Origin of the sequence: Pedobacter sp. PLR, assembly GCF_026239675.1 — a bacterium.
Classification (GTDB): Bacteria; Bacteroidota; Bacteroidia; order Sphingobacteriales; family Sphingobacteriaceae; genus Pedobacter.
Genome location: NZ_JAPIVQ010000010.1, coordinates 123,152 through 141,506, shown reverse-complemented (window position 1 = coordinate 141,506; position 18,355 = coordinate 123,152). Strand labels below are relative to the sequence as shown.

The 18,355-nt window shown below is 42.6% G+C and carries 14 protein-coding genes; 13 read left to right on the top strand and 1 reads right to left on the bottom strand.

Annotated features, from left to right (window positions below; genetic code table 11):
* The first annotated feature begins 232 nt into the window (after positions 1 to 232).
* From OQX61_RS22100 to OQX61_RS22070, 7 genes are read left to right on the top strand one after another with little or no spacing between them, the layout of a single operon-like run.
* Positions 233 to 1,765 (top strand): tagaturonate reductase, encoded by a 1,533-nt coding sequence (locus OQX61_RS22100; RefSeq protein WP_265843998.1) that lies wholly within the window; start codon positions 233 to 235, stop codon positions 1,763 to 1,765.
* Entirely contained in the window at positions 1,765 to 3,417 is a 1,653-nt protein-coding gene (locus OQX61_RS22095; protein WP_265843997.1) for an altronate dehydratase family protein, read from the top strand. Before OQX61_RS22100 ends, OQX61_RS22095 begins: the two co-directional genes overlap by 1 nt.
* A gap of 26 nt (positions 3,418 to 3,443) precedes the next feature.
* On the top strand, positions 3,444 to 4,844 hold the full coding sequence (gene uxaC / locus OQX61_RS22090; RefSeq protein WP_265843996.1) for a glucuronate isomerase: 1,401 nt from the start codon (positions 3,444 to 3,446) through the stop codon (positions 4,842 to 4,844).
* Between the two features lie 5 nt (positions 4,845 to 4,849).
* Positions 4,850 to 5,878 carry a sugar kinase gene (locus tag OQX61_RS22085; protein ID WP_265843995.1) on the top strand — a complete coding sequence of 343 codons (1,029 nt, stop codon included), beginning with the start codon at positions 4,850 to 4,852 and terminating at the stop codon, positions 5,876 to 5,878.
* A gap of 57 nt (positions 5,879 to 5,935) precedes the next feature.
* Complete coding sequence (locus OQX61_RS22080; RefSeq protein ID WP_265843994.1) at positions 5,936 to 6,595, top strand: bifunctional 4-hydroxy-2-oxoglutarate aldolase/2-dehydro-3-deoxy-phosphogluconate aldolase; 660 nt, start codon at positions 5,936 to 5,938, stop codon at positions 6,593 to 6,595.
* A gap of 42 nt (positions 6,596 to 6,637) precedes the next feature.
* On the top strand, positions 6,638 to 8,005 hold the full coding sequence (locus OQX61_RS22075) for an MFS transporter (protein WP_265843993.1): 1,368 nt from the start codon (positions 6,638 to 6,640) through the stop codon (positions 8,003 to 8,005).
* Between the two features lie 32 nt (positions 8,006 to 8,037).
* Positions 8,038 to 9,663, top strand: a complete 1,626-nt coding sequence (locus tag OQX61_RS22070; RefSeq protein WP_265843992.1) for an NADP-dependent glyceraldehyde-3-phosphate dehydrogenase — start codon at positions 8,038 to 8,040, stop codon at positions 9,661 to 9,663.
* A gap of 55 nt (positions 9,664 to 9,718) precedes the next feature.
* Here OQX61_RS22070 and OQX61_RS22065 read toward each other — a convergent pair whose 3' ends face one another.
* Positions 9,719 to 10,468 (bottom strand): DeoR/GlpR family DNA-binding transcription regulator, encoded by a 750-nt coding sequence (locus OQX61_RS22065; RefSeq protein WP_265843991.1) that lies wholly within the window; start codon positions 10,466 to 10,468, stop codon positions 9,719 to 9,721.
* 91 nt (positions 10,469 to 10,559) lie between these two features.
* On the opposite strand from OQX61_RS22065, the gene OQX61_RS22060 reads away from it, so the two are divergent.
* The 6 genes from OQX61_RS22060 to OQX61_RS22035 all read left to right on the top strand — a co-directional run bounded on the left by OQX61_RS22060 (position 10,560) and on the right by OQX61_RS22035 (position 18,348).
* Positions 10,560 to 11,135: a 5'(3')-deoxyribonucleotidase gene (locus tag OQX61_RS22060; protein WP_265843990.1), complete on the top strand. Its 576-nt coding sequence runs from the start codon at positions 10,560 to 10,562 to the stop codon at positions 11,133 to 11,135.
* Between the two features lie 72 nt (positions 11,136 to 11,207).
* Complete coding sequence (locus OQX61_RS22055) at positions 11,208 to 11,792, top strand: class I SAM-dependent methyltransferase (protein WP_265843989.1); 585 nt, start codon at positions 11,208 to 11,210, stop codon at positions 11,790 to 11,792.
* A gap of 47 nt (positions 11,793 to 11,839) precedes the next feature.
* Positions 11,840 to 15,202 carry a DEAD/DEAH box helicase gene (locus tag OQX61_RS22050; protein WP_265843988.1) on the top strand — a complete coding sequence of 1,121 codons (3,363 nt, stop codon included), beginning with the start codon at positions 11,840 to 11,842 and terminating at the stop codon, positions 15,200 to 15,202.
* A gap of 143 nt (positions 15,203 to 15,345) precedes the next feature.
* Positions 15,346 to 16,542, top strand: a complete 1,197-nt coding sequence (locus OQX61_RS22045) for a hypothetical protein (RefSeq protein ID WP_265843987.1) — start codon at positions 15,346 to 15,348, stop codon at positions 16,540 to 16,542.
* Positions 16,543 to 16,579: 37 nt separating this feature from the next.
* Positions 16,580 to 17,776: an SGNH/GDSL hydrolase family protein gene (locus OQX61_RS22040; RefSeq protein WP_265843986.1), complete on the top strand. Its 1,197-nt coding sequence runs from the start codon at positions 16,580 to 16,582 to the stop codon at positions 17,774 to 17,776.
* 74 nt (positions 17,777 to 17,850) lie between these two features.
* A complete protein-coding gene (locus OQX61_RS22035; RefSeq protein ID WP_265843984.1) occupies positions 17,851 to 18,348 on the top strand; it encodes a gluconate 2-dehydrogenase subunit 3 family protein in 498 nt (165 codons plus the stop codon).
* Positions 18,349 to 18,355: the final 7 nt, after the last annotated feature.

The following is an 18,355-nucleotide window of genomic DNA, read 5'->3' as shown; positions in this document are numbered from 1 at the left end:
GGATTTTCTTAAATATCAGCTATTAACCAGACCTCACAACCAGTCTTGCCGATGTAATCCTGATCCCTGATTTTCTTGTGTTTTTTCAAATAATGGCCTTTCTGATGAAATAGCCTAATGAGTGGCGCACGATAACGTTCCCGATAACGATTGCGCAAATAATTTCCACCTAAGCCGGACTTTCCTTATAATTATTATGTAGAATTGTTTTCAACCGAATGTAAATTAAGACATGATACTATCCAAAAACACCTTAAATGGTATGGGATCAGGGAAGCTAACTGTTCCTGATCAGCGGCATTTTAACCTTCCTGAAAGGGTCTTGCAATTTGGAACCGGCGTACTTTTACGTGGACTTCCGGATTATTTCATCAACAAAGCAAATCTGATGGGCACCTTTAACGGCAGAATTGCTGTGGTGAAATCAACCAGTAAAGGAAATACCAACGCTTTTACTGCACAAGATAGTTTGTACACCATATGTGTCAGGGGGATTGAACAAGGAGAGGATATCAAAGAAAATATCATTTCATCTGCAATCAGCCGTGTGTTGACTGCAGATGAGGACTGGGACAGTATCCTGGAAATCGCAACCAGCAAAGACTTAAGACTAATCGTTTCCAATACCACTGAAGTAGGCATACAACTCCTGAAGGAAGATATTCACCAGCGTCCGCCACGCTCATTTCCGGCAAAATTACTAGCTGTATTGTATGCGAGGTTCAAAGCTTTTGCCGCGAATGATGGTGATGCAGATTTAGTGGTGATTGCTACAGAGCTCATCCCTGATAATGGAAAAAGACTGGAAGCGATCGTGTATGAACTAGCTGATCACCAGGGTTTAGACATAGCATTTAAAGAATGGCTAAAACAACACATTCATTTCTGCAATTCACTGGTAGACAGGATTGTCCCTGGGAAACCTGATGCGGAAGTACTCACTGAACTGGAGCAGGAGCTGGGTTATACTGATCAATTGTTAATCATGGCCGAACCTTATCGCCTTTGGGCAATAGAAGGTGGAGCAGAAGTAGAAAGATTGCTGGGGCTAACTGGAGTAGATGAAGGAATTATTGTAAAGCCCGATATTGAGGTTTACAGAGAGCTGAAAGTTCGTTTGTTAAACGGCTCACATACGCTTGCAGCGGCAATAGCCTTCCTTTCCGGAATTCCTACGGTAGCAGAAGCGATGTCTGAACAACCTTTAAAGCGTTATATCACCAAGGTGATGCAGAAAGAGATCGCACCGGCAATTCCTTACGAAGTGGCAATAGCACTTTCCAGCGCATTTTCAAATACGGTAATCGATCGCTTCTCGAATCCTTTTATCGCTCATTTCTGGATCAATATTACCTTCCAGTATACGATGAAAATCAAGATCAGAGTGGTTCCGGTGTTGCTCAACTATTTTAAGAAATACCACCAGGTTCCGCCACATATTGCCCTTGGTTTTGCGGCCTATCTGGTGTTTATGAGGGTGAGCAGAGCTTCCTCGAATGGCCAGTACTTTGGCGTGTTTGAAGGTAAAGAATACCAGATTACAGACGATCAGGCCGGTTATTTCCAGGCAAAAAGCGGACTGTCAGCAGAAGAGTATGTACAACAGGTACTGGCAGATACAGGATTATGGTCTACGGACTTATCGGTATTACCAGGGCTAAAAGAGACCATAACAGCACAGTATAAACTGATTTTATCAGCAGGAATGCAGGAAACATTGCGACAGGCATTTCAACAGTCAGAAAAACATTTACAAAGCAATTGATGAAGCAAAGAATATTAAAGGTCCATCCAAAAGATAATGTGTTGGTGGCATTAACGGACCTGTCGAAAGGGGAAGTTTTGAGCTATGCGGGTTTAGATTACCTGTTGCAGGACAATGTAGCGGCAAAACATAAGTTCAATACTGAAGCGATGAAATCCGGAGACGAGCTGATCATGTATGGCGTATTGGTGGGTAAAGCCCAGGCGGATATTCCCCCTGGCTCCCTGTTGACTACTTCAAACATCAAACATGCTGCGACTGGTTTTGAAACCAATGAAGCGCATTTGTCCTGGAATAAGCCAGATATCCAGGGCTGGAAAGATCGCACATTCAATGGTTTTCATCGCAACGACGGACAGGTGGGAACCGCGAATTATTGGTTGGTGATTCCGATGGTTTTCTGTGAAAACAGGAATCTGGAGGTGATTCAGGAAGCTTTATTGAATAATCTGGGCTATGGCCGTAATGAAACTTACCAGCAGCAGGCAAAAGAACTGATCTCCTTATATGAGCAGGGAAAAAGTCTGGATGAGATCCTGAACGCACAATTGATCTATACAGAACAAAAGGAGAAGGCAAACCGTTTATTTCCTAATGTTGACGGGATCAAGTTCCTGACGCATACCGGCGGTTGCGGTGGTACCAGACAAGATTCCCAGACTTTATGCGGATTATTGGCCGGATACATCACACATCCGAATGTTGCTGGTGCAACCATCCTTAGTCTGGGTTGTCAGAATGCTCAGGTGAGCATCTTGCAGGAAGAAATAGAGCAGCGGGTACCCAACTTTGATAAGCCGTTATACATCCTGGATCAACAGACGATTGGTAAAGAATCGGAGTTGCTGAGTCAGGCAATTAAGCAAACGTTTGCAGGTTTAATGCAGGCGAATAAAAACGTTCGCCAGGCTGCCCCTCTGAGCAAATTGTGTATCGGATTGGAATGTGGTGGTTCCGATGGCTTCTCGGGAATTTCTGCAAACCCGGCAATTGGCTATACATCCGACTTGTTGGTCGCTTTAGGCGGCTCCGTAATTCTGGCAGAATTTCCTGAATTGTGTGGGGTAGAGCAAAATCTTAGCGACAGGTGCGTGGAGCGTGCAGATGCAAGCCGTTTTTCTGAACTGATGACTACCTATAGCAGCAGGGCAACAGCCGCAGGATCAGGCTTTGATATGAACCCTTCGCCCGGGAATATTAAAGACGGATTGATCACCGATGCCATTAAATCTGCTGGTGCAGCTAAAAAAGGCGGCACCTCTCCGGTAGTGGCCGTATTAGATTATCCCGAAAAAGTGACAAAGCCCGGATTGAACCTTTTATGTACACCAGGTAATGATGTAGAATCGACTACTGCAGAGGTAGGGTCAGGCGCAAATGTGGTTTTATTTACCACTGGACTGGGAACTCCGACAGGAAATCCGATTGCTCCGGTAGTGAAAATTGCCAGTAATACCCGCTTGTTTAATAAAATGAGGGACATTATTGATCTGGACACCGGGTCTATCATCGATGGCGAAGAAAGTATTGAAGCCGCAGGTGCCCGTATATTGGAATACGTGATCGAAGTGGCCAGTGGGAACGTGGAGGTGAGTGCCTTACGCCACAGGCAAGATGATTTTATTCCCTGGAAAAGGGGCGTTTCTTTATAAAATTTTATACATTTAGAAATATTACTGTGAAAAACTTTTTAGATAGCAACTTCTTACTACAGACAAAGACAGCACAATCGCTGTATCATAATTTTGCAAAACAGATGCCCATTATTGATTATCATAATCATTTAATGCCGGATCAGATTGCAAACGATTTCATATTTGAAAATATTACCCAGGTCTGGTTGTATGGCGACCACTATAAATGGCGTGCTATGCGTGCCAACGGTATTGATGAGTATTACATCACCGGAGGGGCTACCGACCTTGAAAAGTTCAAGAAATGGGCAGAAACAGTGCCTTATACCCTAAGAAATCCTTTATACCACTGGACACACCTGGAATTACAACGTTACTTCGATATTCATGAAGTGCTTTGTCCTGAAAATGCAGAGCGGATTTATGAAGAATGTACCGCTAAATTGCAAACACCAGAATATTCTGTACAAAACCTGTTGCGTAAAATGAATGTGAAGGCTTTATGTACTACAGATGATCCTTTGGATTCTTTGGAATATCACCAGCAAATCAAAAGAGATCAACTGGATATTAAAGTCCTGCCTGCCTTCCGTCCTGATAAAGCGATGAATGCAGACGACACGACGGTGTTAAATAAATATATCGACCAGCTGGCGGCTTTAACAGGGGCTTCTTTAGATGATTTAGATGCTTATTTAGCGGCGCTTAAATCAAGACATGACTATTTCGCAGAAAACGGATGTTCAGTTTCTGATCATGGTTTAGAGCAAATCTATGCCGATGACTATACAGATGAAGAAATTAAAGCAATTTACCTTAAAATCAGAAAGCAATCTGCTTTAACTCCGGTAGAGACCGGGCAGTTTAAATCAGCCTTGCTGTTTCAATTTGCTTTATGGGATCATGAAAAAGGATGGGTTCAGCAATATCACTTAGGTGCTTTAAGAAATAATAATGACCGTTTATTGAGTCAGTTAGGGCCGGATACCGGTTTCGATTCTATAGGTGATTTTAGTCAGGGGAAAGCCTTAGCTAAATTCTTAAACAGATTGGATAGCAAGAACTGTCTGGCAAAAACAATCCTGTACAATCTAAATCCTGCCGACAATGAACTCATGGCGACTATGATCGGGAATTACAATGACGGAACGGTTGCAGGAAAAGTGCAATGGGGATCTGGATGGTGGTTCCTGGATCAGAAAGACGGCATGATCAAACAGCTGAATACCTTGTCAAACATGGGCTTACTGAGCCGGTTTGTAGGGATGCTGACCGACAGCAGAAGTTTCCTTTCTTACCCGCGTCATGAATATTTCAGAAGGATTTTATGTAATCTTTTTGGTGATGACGTGGAGAACGGCGAATTGCCTGATGATCAGGAATGGCTGGGTAAAATCATTCAGGACATCTGTTACAACAACGCAAAAGAGTACTTTAAATTTTAATAGATATGGGAAAGGTTTTAAACTTTGGTGAACTGTTATTGAGAATCTCTCCGGATTTGGATGGGAACTGGCTCAAAGAAAACAACCTGTCCTTTTATGTAGGAGGTGCAGAGGCCAATGTCGCTGCTGCACTCGCGCTTTGGGGCGTCCCATCGTCCTACCTTTCGGCAGTGCCAGACAATTTTATGAGTAAACAGGTGGTGAGCTACCTGGATAAACTGAATATTGATACCAGTCAGATGCAATATACGGGCGAACGTATCGGCTTGTATTACCTGCCAAATGGCAAGGATCTGAAGAATGCAGGAGTGATCTACGATCGCGCCCATTCCTCTTTTTCTACCTTAAAAACAGGGGTAATCGATTGGGATAAGGTTTTTCAGGATGTTTCCTGGTTGCACTTTAGCGCCATTTGTCCGGCATTAAATGAGGATGTTGTGGCTGTTTGTGAAGAGGCTTTAATCGCTGCTTCCGAACGTAATATCCAGATTTCTCTGGACCTCAATTTCAGAAGTAAGCTGTGGCAGTACGGTAAAAAACCGATAGAAGTGATGCCTGCGCTGGCGAGATACTGTAACCTGATCATGGGTAATGTATGGGCGGCAGAAAACATGTTAGGTATCCCTGTAGCACCTGGAATAGTTGAAGAAGACCGCAAAGAGGTTTACCTGGAGCAAGCTAAAAAGAGTGCTGAAGCCATCATGCAGCAATTTCCAAAATGTACCGCTGTGGCCAATACGTTCCGGTTTGATTTCAAAGAAAAGGGCGTTAAATACTATTGTACTTTACATACCGCTACAGAAAACATCGTTTCCAAAGAATACCGTGCGGAAAGAATTATTGGAAAAATAGGTAGTGGCGATTGCTTTATGGCAGGCCTTATTTATGGTTTCTACCATGAGCACAGCAAAGAAGAAATTCTTGGTTTTGCCACCAGAGCAGCCTTCTCGAAGCTCTTTACCCATACCGACTTTACCACTACCAAACTGGAAGATATTCCTAAAGTAGCCAGGATGTACGAAGCTGCTATTTAACAAACAACACACCATACGAATAAACCACAATAGGAACCCTTACAAAACGATAGAGAAATGAAAACGAAAGAAAACTCTTTAAAGGCCATTACAGATCAGGGAATACTTCCTTTGTTCTACTTTGAAGATGCGCAGGTGAGCCTGGAGATCATCAGGACGTTATACAAAGCAGGAATCAGGGTATTGGAATACACGAACCGCGGTCCGGCGGCATTGCCTAATTTCAAACTGCTGATTGAAGCATTAAAAACGGAAATGCAAGACCTGTACCTGGGTATAGGAACCATCAAAACTGTAGCAGAAGCAGAAGCATTTATTGCTGTTGGTGCTCATTTTATTGTTTCTCCGATTGTAAACGAAGCAGTGGGGAATCTGGTTCATGAAAAAGGCATGTTATGGGTTCCGGGTTGTTTTACCCCGACAGAAATCAATACTGCACATCAAATGGGTGCTGGATTGATCAAATTATTTCCTGCAAATATCCTTGGTCCATCCTATATGGCAGCTATTAAAGACCTTTTTCCTGGTCAGCTTTTCATTCCTACCGGTGGTGTTGAAATTGAGCAAACCAACATCAGCAACTGGTTCAAATCAGGCGTATGTGCCGTTGGAATGGGTAGCAAACTAATCAGTAAAGACATTTTAGAAAACAAAGACTATAACGAACTAGCGAACCTCACCAGCAAAACGATTGAACTGGTAAAAGCGGGTAGATAATACCCCTACAATCGAACCACAACCAACCAAAAACCAAATATAATGAAAGAGAATAAAATGAGTAATTACAGATGGACAATCTGTGCATTACTGTTTTTCGCAACTACCGTCAATTACCTTGACAGACAAGTATTAAGTCTCCTGCATCCCATGCTGGAGAAAGAATTTAACTGGACCAACAGTGATTATGCCAATATAACAGCCGCTTTTCAATTCGTATATGCGATCTCTATGCTTTTTGCAGGGCGATTTGTAGATAAATTAGGAACGAAATGGGGCTATATCATCGCCTTGATTATCTGGTCTATCGGTGCCATTATGCATGCCGTGGCCATTCCGATCGGAGAAGGTGCAAATACAATCCTGGCTTGGGTAGGACTGGGCGCAATGCCGGTTTCCGTTGTCGGATTTATCATCGCCAGAGCAGTCCTTGCTTTTGGGGAATCAGCTAACTTTCCGGCAGCTATTAAAGCTACAGCCGAGTATTTTCCTAAAAAAGAACGTTCCTTCGCAACGGGTATATTCAATTCTGGCGCTAACGTCGGTGCTATTTTGGCACCATTGACCGTGCCCTGGATCGCTACCGTTTGGGGTTGGGAAGCTGCTTTCTTAATCATCGGTGCTGTAGGATTTATCTGGTTGGGCTTTTGGGGTGTTTTCTATGAAAAACCAGAAAATCAAAAGAGAATGTGTGCTGGCGAACTGGCCTATGTGAATAGTGATCAGGCAGATGAAGCACCTGTAGAGGTTGTTGATGAAGGTAAAAAAGTACCATGGACTAAGTTGTTAGGTTATAAACAAACCTGGGCATTTGCTTTTGGTAAGTTCATGACTGATGGCGTATGGTGGTTCTTCCTGTTTTGGTTGCCTTCTTACCTGAAAGTGCAGTACAATTTGCAGGGAACAGACATTATGTTGCCATTAACCGTGTTATATAGCATGACCATGATTGGTAGTGTTGGCGGAGGTTGGTTTCCAATGTACTTCATTAATAAAGGATATTCTCCGTATGACGGTCGTATGCGTGCCATGTTTGTGATCGCTTTGTTTCCGCTATTGGTGTTATTGGCACAACCGCTGGGCCATTACAGTTATTGGATTCCGGTAATCCTGATCGGTATCGGTGCTTCAGCGCACCAGGCCTGGTCGGCAAATATTTTCACCACAGTTTCAGATATGTTTCCTAAGAAAAGTATCGCTTCGGTGATCGGTATAGGTGGCATGGCAGGTGGATTGGGCGGCGTAGTGATGTCTAAACTTGGTGGAGCACTATTTGACCACTATAAGGAATTGGGGCATACACAGACCGGCTATACCATCATGTTTGCAATTTGTGCAGTAGCTTATTTATTAGCCTGGATCGTAATGAAATCATTGGTTCCAAAATACGCGCCGATTACTGACCTATAATTCGTTTTATTTACCTAACCGACCATATTACTATGAATTTTAATGACCAGCTCCAATCTATTTTTGTAGAGGAGCATCAGATTCCGGAGGAATTTAAACTGGCAGAAGAGGTTCACCAACGCGAGTATTTGAGCAATGGGGAACTACGTGCATGGGATGGAGAAATACATGAAGTTTTATCGCCAATCTGCATCAAAACCCCTGAGGGATTGAAGCGTAAGGTGATTGGAACATACCCTTTGTGTAGTGAAAAAGAAGCTGCTGAAGCATTAGCGGCGGCAGTAGCAGCGTATAACAATGGCAGAGGCGAATGGCCAACCATGAGCGTTGCAGACCGTATTCACTGTGTGGAGAAATTCACACACCGGATTATTGAGAAGAAAGCGACTGTAGTGAAGCTCCTGATGTGGGAAATTGGCAAATCTTACGCCGATTCAGTGAAGGAGTTTGACCGTACTGTAGAATACATTCATGCTACGATTGATGCATTAAAAGATCTGGACAGACAATCGTCGAGGTTCAGTATTGAGCAGGGAATTGTAGCACAGATCAGACGTTCTCCATTGGGCGTAGTGTTGTGTATGGGCCCTTTCAATTATCCGTTGAATGAGACTTTTACCACATTAATTCCGGCTTTGATCATGGGGAATACCCTGTTGTTCAAACCACCTAAGCATGGAACGCTATTGCATTATCCACTGTTGGAGGCTTTCCGCGACTGTTTTCCTAAAGGTGTGGTCAATACGATTTATGGTCGTGGGAATAAGATTATTCCTGATTTGATGAAATCCGGACAGATCAATGTGCTGACATTAATCGGATCGAGTAAAGTAGCCAATGAATTAAAAAAACTACATCCAAAAGTAAATCGTTTACGTGCTATTTTAGGGCTGGATGCAAAGAATGCAGCGATCATCACGGCCAATGCAGACGTACAGTTAGCAGTGCAGGAAACGGTATTAGGTTCCTTGTCATTTAACGGACAACGTTGCACAGCATTGAAAATCATATTTGTGCACCGCAGTCTGGCAGATGTGTTTTTAAAAGAACTGACTGCGGCTGTGGAGCAATTAAAGTACGGAATGCCATGGGAAAACGGGGTGTCACTGACACCGCTGCCAGAACCTCATAAACCGGCTTATTTACAGGAATGTATTGCAGATGCAATCGCCCATGGTGCCCGTGTAATCAATGAAAACGGAGGTGCGGTAAACGAATCCTTTGTCTACCCGGCTATTGTGTATCCGGTTACGAAAGATATGAAACTGTATACCGAAGAGCAATTTGGACCGGTGATTCCAGTTGTGCCTTTTGATGACCTGGAAGAAACGATCGAGTACCTGATTGAATCTACTCACGGACAACAGGTGAGCATATTCAGCAATGACAATGAGGAAATCGCCTCCCTGATTGATCCATTAGTTAACCAGGTGAGTCGCGTAAATATCAATTGTCAGTGCCAGCGTGGGCCAGACGTGTTCCCATTTACCGGAAGAAAAGATAGTGCCGAAGGCACGCTTTCTGTAGTGGATGCATTGCGGTCGTTTTCTATCCGTTCTCTAGTAGCAACGAAACTAAATGAAAACAATAAACACCTGATCAATGAAATTGTAGACAGTAACAATTCTAACTTTTTAAGTACTAAGTACTTGTTTTAGTAATAAATACTGGTTTTTACTTAAAAGCAGGACAGCAAGCCGGAATCAATGGATTTTATTCCATTTTGATTCCGGCTTCTTTATAACCTTTCAGGCTTTCATCATCAGGATCGATATCCGTGATAATCATGTCAATATCGCTGATACTGGTAATATAATAAGGTTCTGTTGTACCTAGTTTTTCAACTGTGGCCAATGCTACGATCTGTTTAGAGGTCTCTACCATTGCTTTTTTAACCTGGCAATCTTCATAGTTTATTCCGGTGATACCAGAAATCAGGTCTATGCTGCAAATACCCAGAAAACAAAGGTCCGGACGAATGCCACGAATGGTTTGAATCACTTCGAAACCGGTAGTCGAGAAGGAGGTTTTGTTCAGTCGGCCACCCAAAAATATCACTTCTATACAAGGGTGATCTTCTAAAACGGTCGCGACAGGGAAACTATTGGTGATGACTGTAATTTGTAAATCACGGGGTAGCAGGGTGGCAATTGCCAATGCTGAAGTTCCTGAATCGAACAAAACTACCTGGCCGTTCTTAATCAGTTTTAACGCTTTTTCCGCAATAATCCCTTTATGACTCACATCATAATGCTCACGTTCCCGAAAATGGCGGGGGATAGGTGATCTGGAAATTGCACCGCCACGTACGGCTTTTAGTAAACCCTGGTCAGAAAGCTCCTTGATGTCACGTCTTACCGTGTCCTCAGAAACCCCCAATAGGGTGCTCAAGTCTCCCAACAGCACTTTTCTCTCTTTACGAATGTGCTCTATGATGAGTTGTAATCTTTCTTCCTTTATCATCTTGTTGCAAATGTAAGTAAATAATCTGAGCAATATAATGCAATATCTTGCAAAATAATGCTATCTTTGTTGCAAGATATTACAATAACATATGAACAAGATAAGAAAGACTATAGGAATTGACATGGATGGGGTTCTTGCAGATATAGAACAACAATTCATGGACTGGTACGAAAATGAGTATGGTGTGAGAGTGCCAAGAGCAGAGCGTTTAGGTGTTTTAGAACCAGAAGGCTTCCCTGAAAAAGGTGCAATCAGACGTTATGTAAACACACCTGGTTTTTTCAGGACCATTCCGGTAATGGAAGGCGCAATAGAAGCGGTGAAGAAATTGATGGAAGATTACGACGTTTATATCGTGTCTGCTGCAATGGAATTCCCACAATGTTTATCAGAAAAACAGGAATGGTTAGCGGAACATTTCCCTTCCATCAGCTGGAGAAACATCATATTCTGTGGAGATAAGCGTGTGGTAGTGACCGATTACCTGATTGATGATCACTGTAAAAACCTGGATTTCTGTAAAGGAAAGGCAATCATGTTTGATGCTTCTCATAATGTGAACCAACATCATCACCTGAGAGTAAATAGCTGGACAGAAATATTAGCCTTTTTAGAGCAGGAGAAATCAAGCGAAGAAAACACAGTAAATGCTGCAATTGCCTAATTAATACCCAATAAGTTACTGACTATTATTTCTTTTATCTATATTTCAAATTCCTAAAGGAACCACAGCTATATGATAGAAGAAATAAAACAAAAGTACCCTGAGGCCTATTTGGCCATCGATGAAGCGACAAGGGATGCAGGTTTTACGATGGCCTCTGCAACAATGACCTGTTCCTTATTAAAAACACTGGCTGCTTCAAAACCTGGTGGTGCTTTTCTCGAACTGGGTACAGGAACCGGGCTGTCGACGTCCTGGATTCTGGAAGGAATGGACACGAAGGCTACACTAACCTCTATTGATAATGATGCGCAGTTTTTAGCGATCGCCGAACTTTTTCTCGGACAGGATAACCGTTTAAAACTGGAATGTATAGAAGGAGAGGACTGGGTACTTCAAAATAAAGGCCAGAAGTTCGACTATATTTTTGCGGATACCTGGCATGGGAAATACCTCTTGCTGAATGAAGTACTGGACATGTTAAAACCTGGTGCATTTTACATTATTGATGACATGCTTCCTCAGGAAAACTGGCCGGAAGGACATGCAGAGAAGGCCCTCCGCCTCATCGAAGACCTGGAGCAACGCGAAGATCTGGTCCTGACCAAACAATGCTGGGCAACGGGAATTGTAATTGCCACAAAAAAAGCACCCTAGTACATTCAAAATTCAATTACCTTTAAGGCTTGGAATTGCCGGAGCAAATGGAGGTTAGAAAAGAATACGTATTAACAGATTTTGATTTCTCAGAATTAACAGATTTATATATATTAAAACACGTCAATGAGCGGGTAGACACAGGGATAAAAGGGTTTTATGACCTGCTTCCGGAACACCTAGACATTGACGTTGTTTTTTTTACCCAACCCAATAGCATTATTCCTTTTCCGGGGGTAGGCATTAGTCAGAGGGGTCGCCAAACGGTGATTACCTGCGGTTGTACGGATGCCAATCCGAAACTATGCAGCCATCAGGCTCAAGCCCTCCATAATATCCTGAACCGTTCTGCTTTGCGTCTTTTCTTTGACCAGAAGTTACGTGCAGAAAAGATGAAACTGCAAGCCAAAGACTATGGGCTGGAAGCAGAAACAAACTTCAGTGACTTCTTTGAACTGGAATATCAGCAAGGTCAGACGCTGATTAAAGCAAAAATGAGGGAGTTATACCCCCTAAACGGAATAAGTAAGCAAGATCTTAAAAAGAACCTTCTGCCTAAAGAAGGACTGCAATTACCGGCTTCCGGAGGACTAAAACCTAAGCATAAAATGGGGCTGGTGTTTGGTCAGCATCGTTTCTATAGTCACATGACCCTGGAATTAATCGAAGCCCAAACCACACTGGACGGGAAGTTTAAAAACCCTGTTCAAACCATTAGCCCATCAGATCTACTCTGGAAAACGGAAGACAACGCAGCGATAAAATTCTATAGCGGCATCTTAAAGTTTCAGAACAATTATAATGCGGAGCGGAGCGATTCTGACCTGGATGCCCTGAGGGCCGTGGCAAAGAATCCCATGAAAATGGAAGTCTTCCTGCATGATGCCAAAATATCAACCAACATAACGGCCAATGCAATCATTCCGGTACAGCTAAACATGTTAAGTGTAGATATGGCACTCCATGTGAGTCAGAGGCACGAATTCTATGAGGTTTCCGGAAAATTAACCCTCAATGGAACTGCTTATGCCCTGGATCAGATTCAGCTCAAATACAACTATTTTATCCAGATGGACCAATGTCTTCATCTGATTGATAATCCCAATTTTTTACGGATCATAGATTTTTTTAAGCAACATCATGATAAGATGTTGATCCACCATTCTAAATTTGAAGCCTTCCAGGTGGAAATCCTTTCCAAACTGGAAAACAAGATTAAGGTGACTTACGATTACCTGAAACCTGCTACAAAGAAACAGCTGGTAGAGAAAGGCTTTGACCTGGAGAATGAACAAATCATTTACCTCTCCGAATCTGAAGATTTTGTTTTACTGACACCGGTAATGAGGTATGGAAATCTGGAAATACCGGTCTTGTCCAGGAAGCAAATCCAGTCGCGGGATAGAAATGGTAATTTATTTACCCTTAACAGGGATTCGGAAACCGAGCTGCAATTTATTACCAATATCATCCGGCAACACCCATACTTCCAGGATCAAATGGAAAGTAACGACTGCTTCTATCTGCATAAAACCAGACTTTTAGAAGACCAGTGGTTTCTTCATGCTTTTGAAGAATGGAGGAATAAGAATATCAGTATCCTTGGTTTCAATCAGTTAAAAGACAATAACCTTAATCCACATAAGGCCAATATTTCAATCAATGTGATGAGTGGAATCGACTGGTTTAAAACCGCCGTGAAGCTTAAGTATGGCAATCAGGTGGTTTCGCTGAGGCATTTGCATAAATCTATCCGCAATAAAAACAAATTTGTAAAGCTCGACGATGGTACGTTGGGGATTCTTCCCGACGAATGGATTGAAAAGTTTAGCAAGTATTTTAATGCCGGAGAAGTGGTAGAAGAACACATTCAAACCCCAAGAATCAGTTTTACGGCGATTGAAGAATTGTACGAAACGCAGTTGCTGGATGAATCTGTAAAAGACCAGCTGGCCTTGTATAAAAGCAAACTTTCCGGCTCTGCAGCCAAAATTACCGACATAAAAGTTCCTGAAGGATTGAATGCCACCTTAAGACAATACCAAAAAGAAGGGCTGAACTGGCTGAGCTTCTTGGATGAGTTTAATTTCGGCGCTTGTCTGGCAGACGACATGGGACTCGGAAAAACCATACAAATTATCGCCTTTATTCTGGCACAAAGAGAAAAAGGACACCACAATACCAACTTAATCGTGGTGCCGGCTTCTTTAATATTCAACTGGCAGCAGGAAATCCAGAAATTTGCACCTTCTATCAAAGTCATGACGATTTACGGCGCCGACCGGATAAAAAGTCATAAAGACTTTGACCGGTATGAAGTGGTATTGACTTCCTATGGCACGATGCTTACCGATGTCAGGTTCTTAAAAGATTATAGATTTAATTACATCTTTTTAGATGAATCTCAGACCATCAAGAACCCGGAATCACAGCGCTATAAATCCGTCCGATTACTGCAGTCCAGGAATAAAGTGGTGCTAACCGGTACGCCGATAGAGAACAATACTTTTGACCTGTATGGACAATTGTCCTTTGCCTGTCCGGGCTTATTGGGCAGCAAACAGCATTTCAGGGAGATCTATTCTACACCGATTGATCAGTTTAAAGACCGGAGGGCAGCGATGCAATTACAGCAGCGCATTAGTCCGTTTTTATTGCGCAGAACCAAAGAACAGGTGGCAAAAGAACTGCCGGATAAGACGGAAATGGTGATTTATTGTGAGATGGAAGCTGATCAGCGTAAAGTCTATGAGGGTTATGAAAAAGAAATCCGCGATTACCTGACCAACCAAACGGATGAAGAAGTGGCAAGCAATACCATGAATGTATTGAAGGGAATCACCAAACTAAGACAGATTTGTAATTCTCCGGCCTTACTCAGCGAAGATGAGTTTTACGGCAGTTCTTCTGCTAAAATGGAAGTACTCCTGGAACAGATTGAAAACAAATCTTCCAATCACAAGATTCTGGTTTTCTCTCAATTTGTAGGGATGCTGGATCTGATCAGAAAAGAATTGAAGGACCGTGGAATCGCTTTTGCCTACCTGACCGGGCAGACTAAAAACCGGGAAGCCGTAGTAGATTCCTTCCAGAATAATCCGGAAATCAGGGTGTTTTTGATCAGCTTAAAAGCAGGTGGAGTAGGATTAAACCTTACCCAGGCCGATTATGTGTTTTTGGTTGATCCCTGGTGGAATCCGGCAGTAGAAAATCAAGCCATCGACCGTACCTATCGTATCGGGCAGCAGAAGAATGTAATTGCAGTGCGCCTGATCTGTCCTGACACCATAGAAGAGAAAATCATGAAACTTCAGTCTTCTAAAAAGGAGCTGGTCAAAGACCTCATCAAAACGGATACTTCGATCTTTAAATCTTTATCGAAAAAAGACCTGCTGGCCTTATTCAGTTAAGGGTCCCATGCAAACGTTTGTGTGGAAATTGATGGCTTTTGAATGCGCCCGGGTGCTGCCGTACTTCGGGAGAATATTCCGGTAAAATTTACTTTAGTTTAATACTAAATTTACGTATATTTAATAAGAAGCAATCCGGGACTATGGGCCATATCTTAAAAATATTCGGGACTTTATCTTTACTACTGACATTAAGCACTACTTACGGCCAGCGTAAACAAGACATTTCTTTTGAGTTTTACGGAGGAAAGTTTCATACCAACCTTGATACCTCGATCATTGTTGCTGCTCCTGAGCTTTCTGCTTCCTCCATCAAACAGGCTTACCAACGCTTAAATTCCGGAGATTACCAACCCATCATAGACTCTCTTTTAGCTTACAAGAAGAAACAGGAGCTGAACGACTGGTTATATTATCAATTGATCCGGAAAACCGCGGAGCAACTGAGTCCGAAAGTGATCAACTATAGCCGTTATACACTCTACAAATGGTTTCTATTGGCAAAATCAGGGTATGATGCCCGTTTGGCATTGAGTCGGGACAAGATCATTTTCTACGTCTTTAATGATGAAGACATCTCTGATATTCCATTTTTTATGGTTGATCAAAAGAAATTCATGTGCTTAAACTACCATGATTATCCTAAAGCCGACCTTAACCTGGATCCACCGGTTCCAGTGCAGATTAATATCCCTGAAGCGACGAAATCTTTCTCTTATAAAGTGACAAAATTGCCTGATTTTAGTCCGGAAAACTACCAGGAGAAAAAACTGGAGTTTGTGTACAAACATAAAGCCTATCACTTCAACGTGAAGCTGAGTAAAGATGTGGAAGCCATATTTGCCAATTATCCGGGTGTAGATTTTGAAACCTATTTCAACATCCCTTTGAGTAAAGAAACCTATGGTTCATTGATTCCCCTGCTTAAGAAAAACACAGCGGGGATGAATCAGAAAAAAGGCGTGGACTACTTAATGCGCTTTACGCGTTATGCTTTTCTTTATGAAGATGACGAGGAGAATTTTGGTGCAGAGAAACGCCTTTCTCCGGAAGAGACCTTATTTGCCAGTCACAGCGACTGTGACGACCGTGTGGCGCTGTTTTTCTACCTGGTGAAGGAAATCTACAACCTGCCTATGATCGCGATGCTGTACCCGACACACATCACCATGGGCGTTCAGTTTGACCAGCCAATAGGGGATGCCATTGTGTATAAAGGAAAATTATACTCGGTATGTGAGCCTACGCCTCAAAAGGAAGACCTTCCAATCGGGACAATTTCTGCCAGGCTAAAGCGTATTCCTTACCAGGTTGTTTATCAGTATGATCCAAACCATTAAATTCCTATCTTAATAGCGGAAAAATCCGGAAATATTTATGCGTAAAGTACTTTTTTGTTTTTGCAGCAGTTTGCTGTACAGTATAGTAATGGGATATGCTCAGGTAAAACCATTGGATGATGGAAACTACATTCAGCAAAGAGCTGGTCTGGCCAGGGCCATTAAAGTTTTTAAACAGCAGAAAACAGCAACAGTTGCCTTTTTAGGGGGATCGATAACTTACAATCCCGGTTGGAGAAATAAGGTAGCTGCAGAATTGCAAAGCCGTTTCCCGGCAACTAAATTTCATTTTATCGCAGCTGGAATCCCATCCTTAGGCAGTTTGCCCCATGCATTTCGCTTTAAACGCGATGTGCTGGACTTCGGAAAGGTAGATCTGTTATTTCTCGAAGCCGCAGTAAATGATGAAGCCAATGGCACAGACAGCCTTACCCAGGTTCGTTCACTGGAAGGGATCGTTAGACATGCTAAAGAAAATCAACCAGATATAGACATTGTGATGATGTCTTTTGCCGATCCTGATAAAACAAAAACTTACAGTGAAGGTAAAATTCCGGTACCCGTTAATAACCATGAGCTGGTAGCGGGACATTATGGATTGCCTTCCATTAACCTGGCGAAAGCGGTGCACGACCGGATGGCCAATCAGGAGTTTAGCTGGGCACAGGATTTCAAAGATTTACATCCTTCGCCATTTGGTCAGGAGCTCTATTTTAAGGCCATCCAGCGGCTGCTACAAGACGCAATTAAGATGCAGACGGATACGGATGAAAAACCAAAGATCTTTATTCCAGCAGCCTTAAACCAGGGTAGCTTTTCAAACGGACATTATATAGGTATCGAAAATGCAAAGATCTCTAACCGCTGGTCATTACAGCAAAACTGGAAGCCTGAAGATGGCAAGAGTACCCGCAAAGGTTTTGTACATATCCCGATGTTGTGTAGTACAGAGCCCGGATCCGAATTAAGCCTTGACTTTACAGGGAATGCCATCGGCCTTGCCGTAGTTTCCGGTCCGGATGCCGGAATCCTGACTTATTCAATTGATAATGGGCCGGAAAAGCAGCTGGACTTGTATACCAAATGGAGTAAATCCCTTCATTTACCCTGGTACCTTTTACTGGATACTGACCTGAATGACGGGCCGCATCAGCTCAAATTGAAAATCAGCGCTTCAAAAAATGAATCCAGTCTGGGGAATTCCTGCCGGATTGCTTATTTTCTGGGTAATTGAAATCATTTTTAAAATCCACACCTGGCATAGGAGTTTCCATATTTTGGATTATTTTAGCGCCACACAAATGAACTATGAATAGACGATTAGCCATAAAACAGGTATTGATATTTGCAGGAGGAGTGGCATTGTTGCCTTCTTGTTTGAGAGAGGAAGGGAAAGTCTCCATTCAACTCAAAAACCTCGATATTTCTACCGCACAGGAAAATCTGCTGGCAGAGATTGCAGAGCTGATTATTCCTAAAACCGATACCTCAGGCGCAAAAGACCTAAAGCTCCACCTTTTTGTATTAAAGATGCTGGACGACTGCTACGAACCGGAAGAGCAGCAACAATTTATCGCAGGATTGAAGACTTTTGAAAACAAAGCAGGTAAAGAACTTGCCCAATTGGTATCGGATGCCAACAACGGTAAATCCGGAACTCCGGAAGCCGTCTCTAAGTTTTACAAAATCATGAAATCAAGAACGATTGGCGGATACCTGAACTCGAAATATGTGATGAGTAATCTGCTGATCTGGGAACTCGTTCCAGGCAGGTACAATGGTTATTTCAGGGTTAAATCAGCATAATTTACAG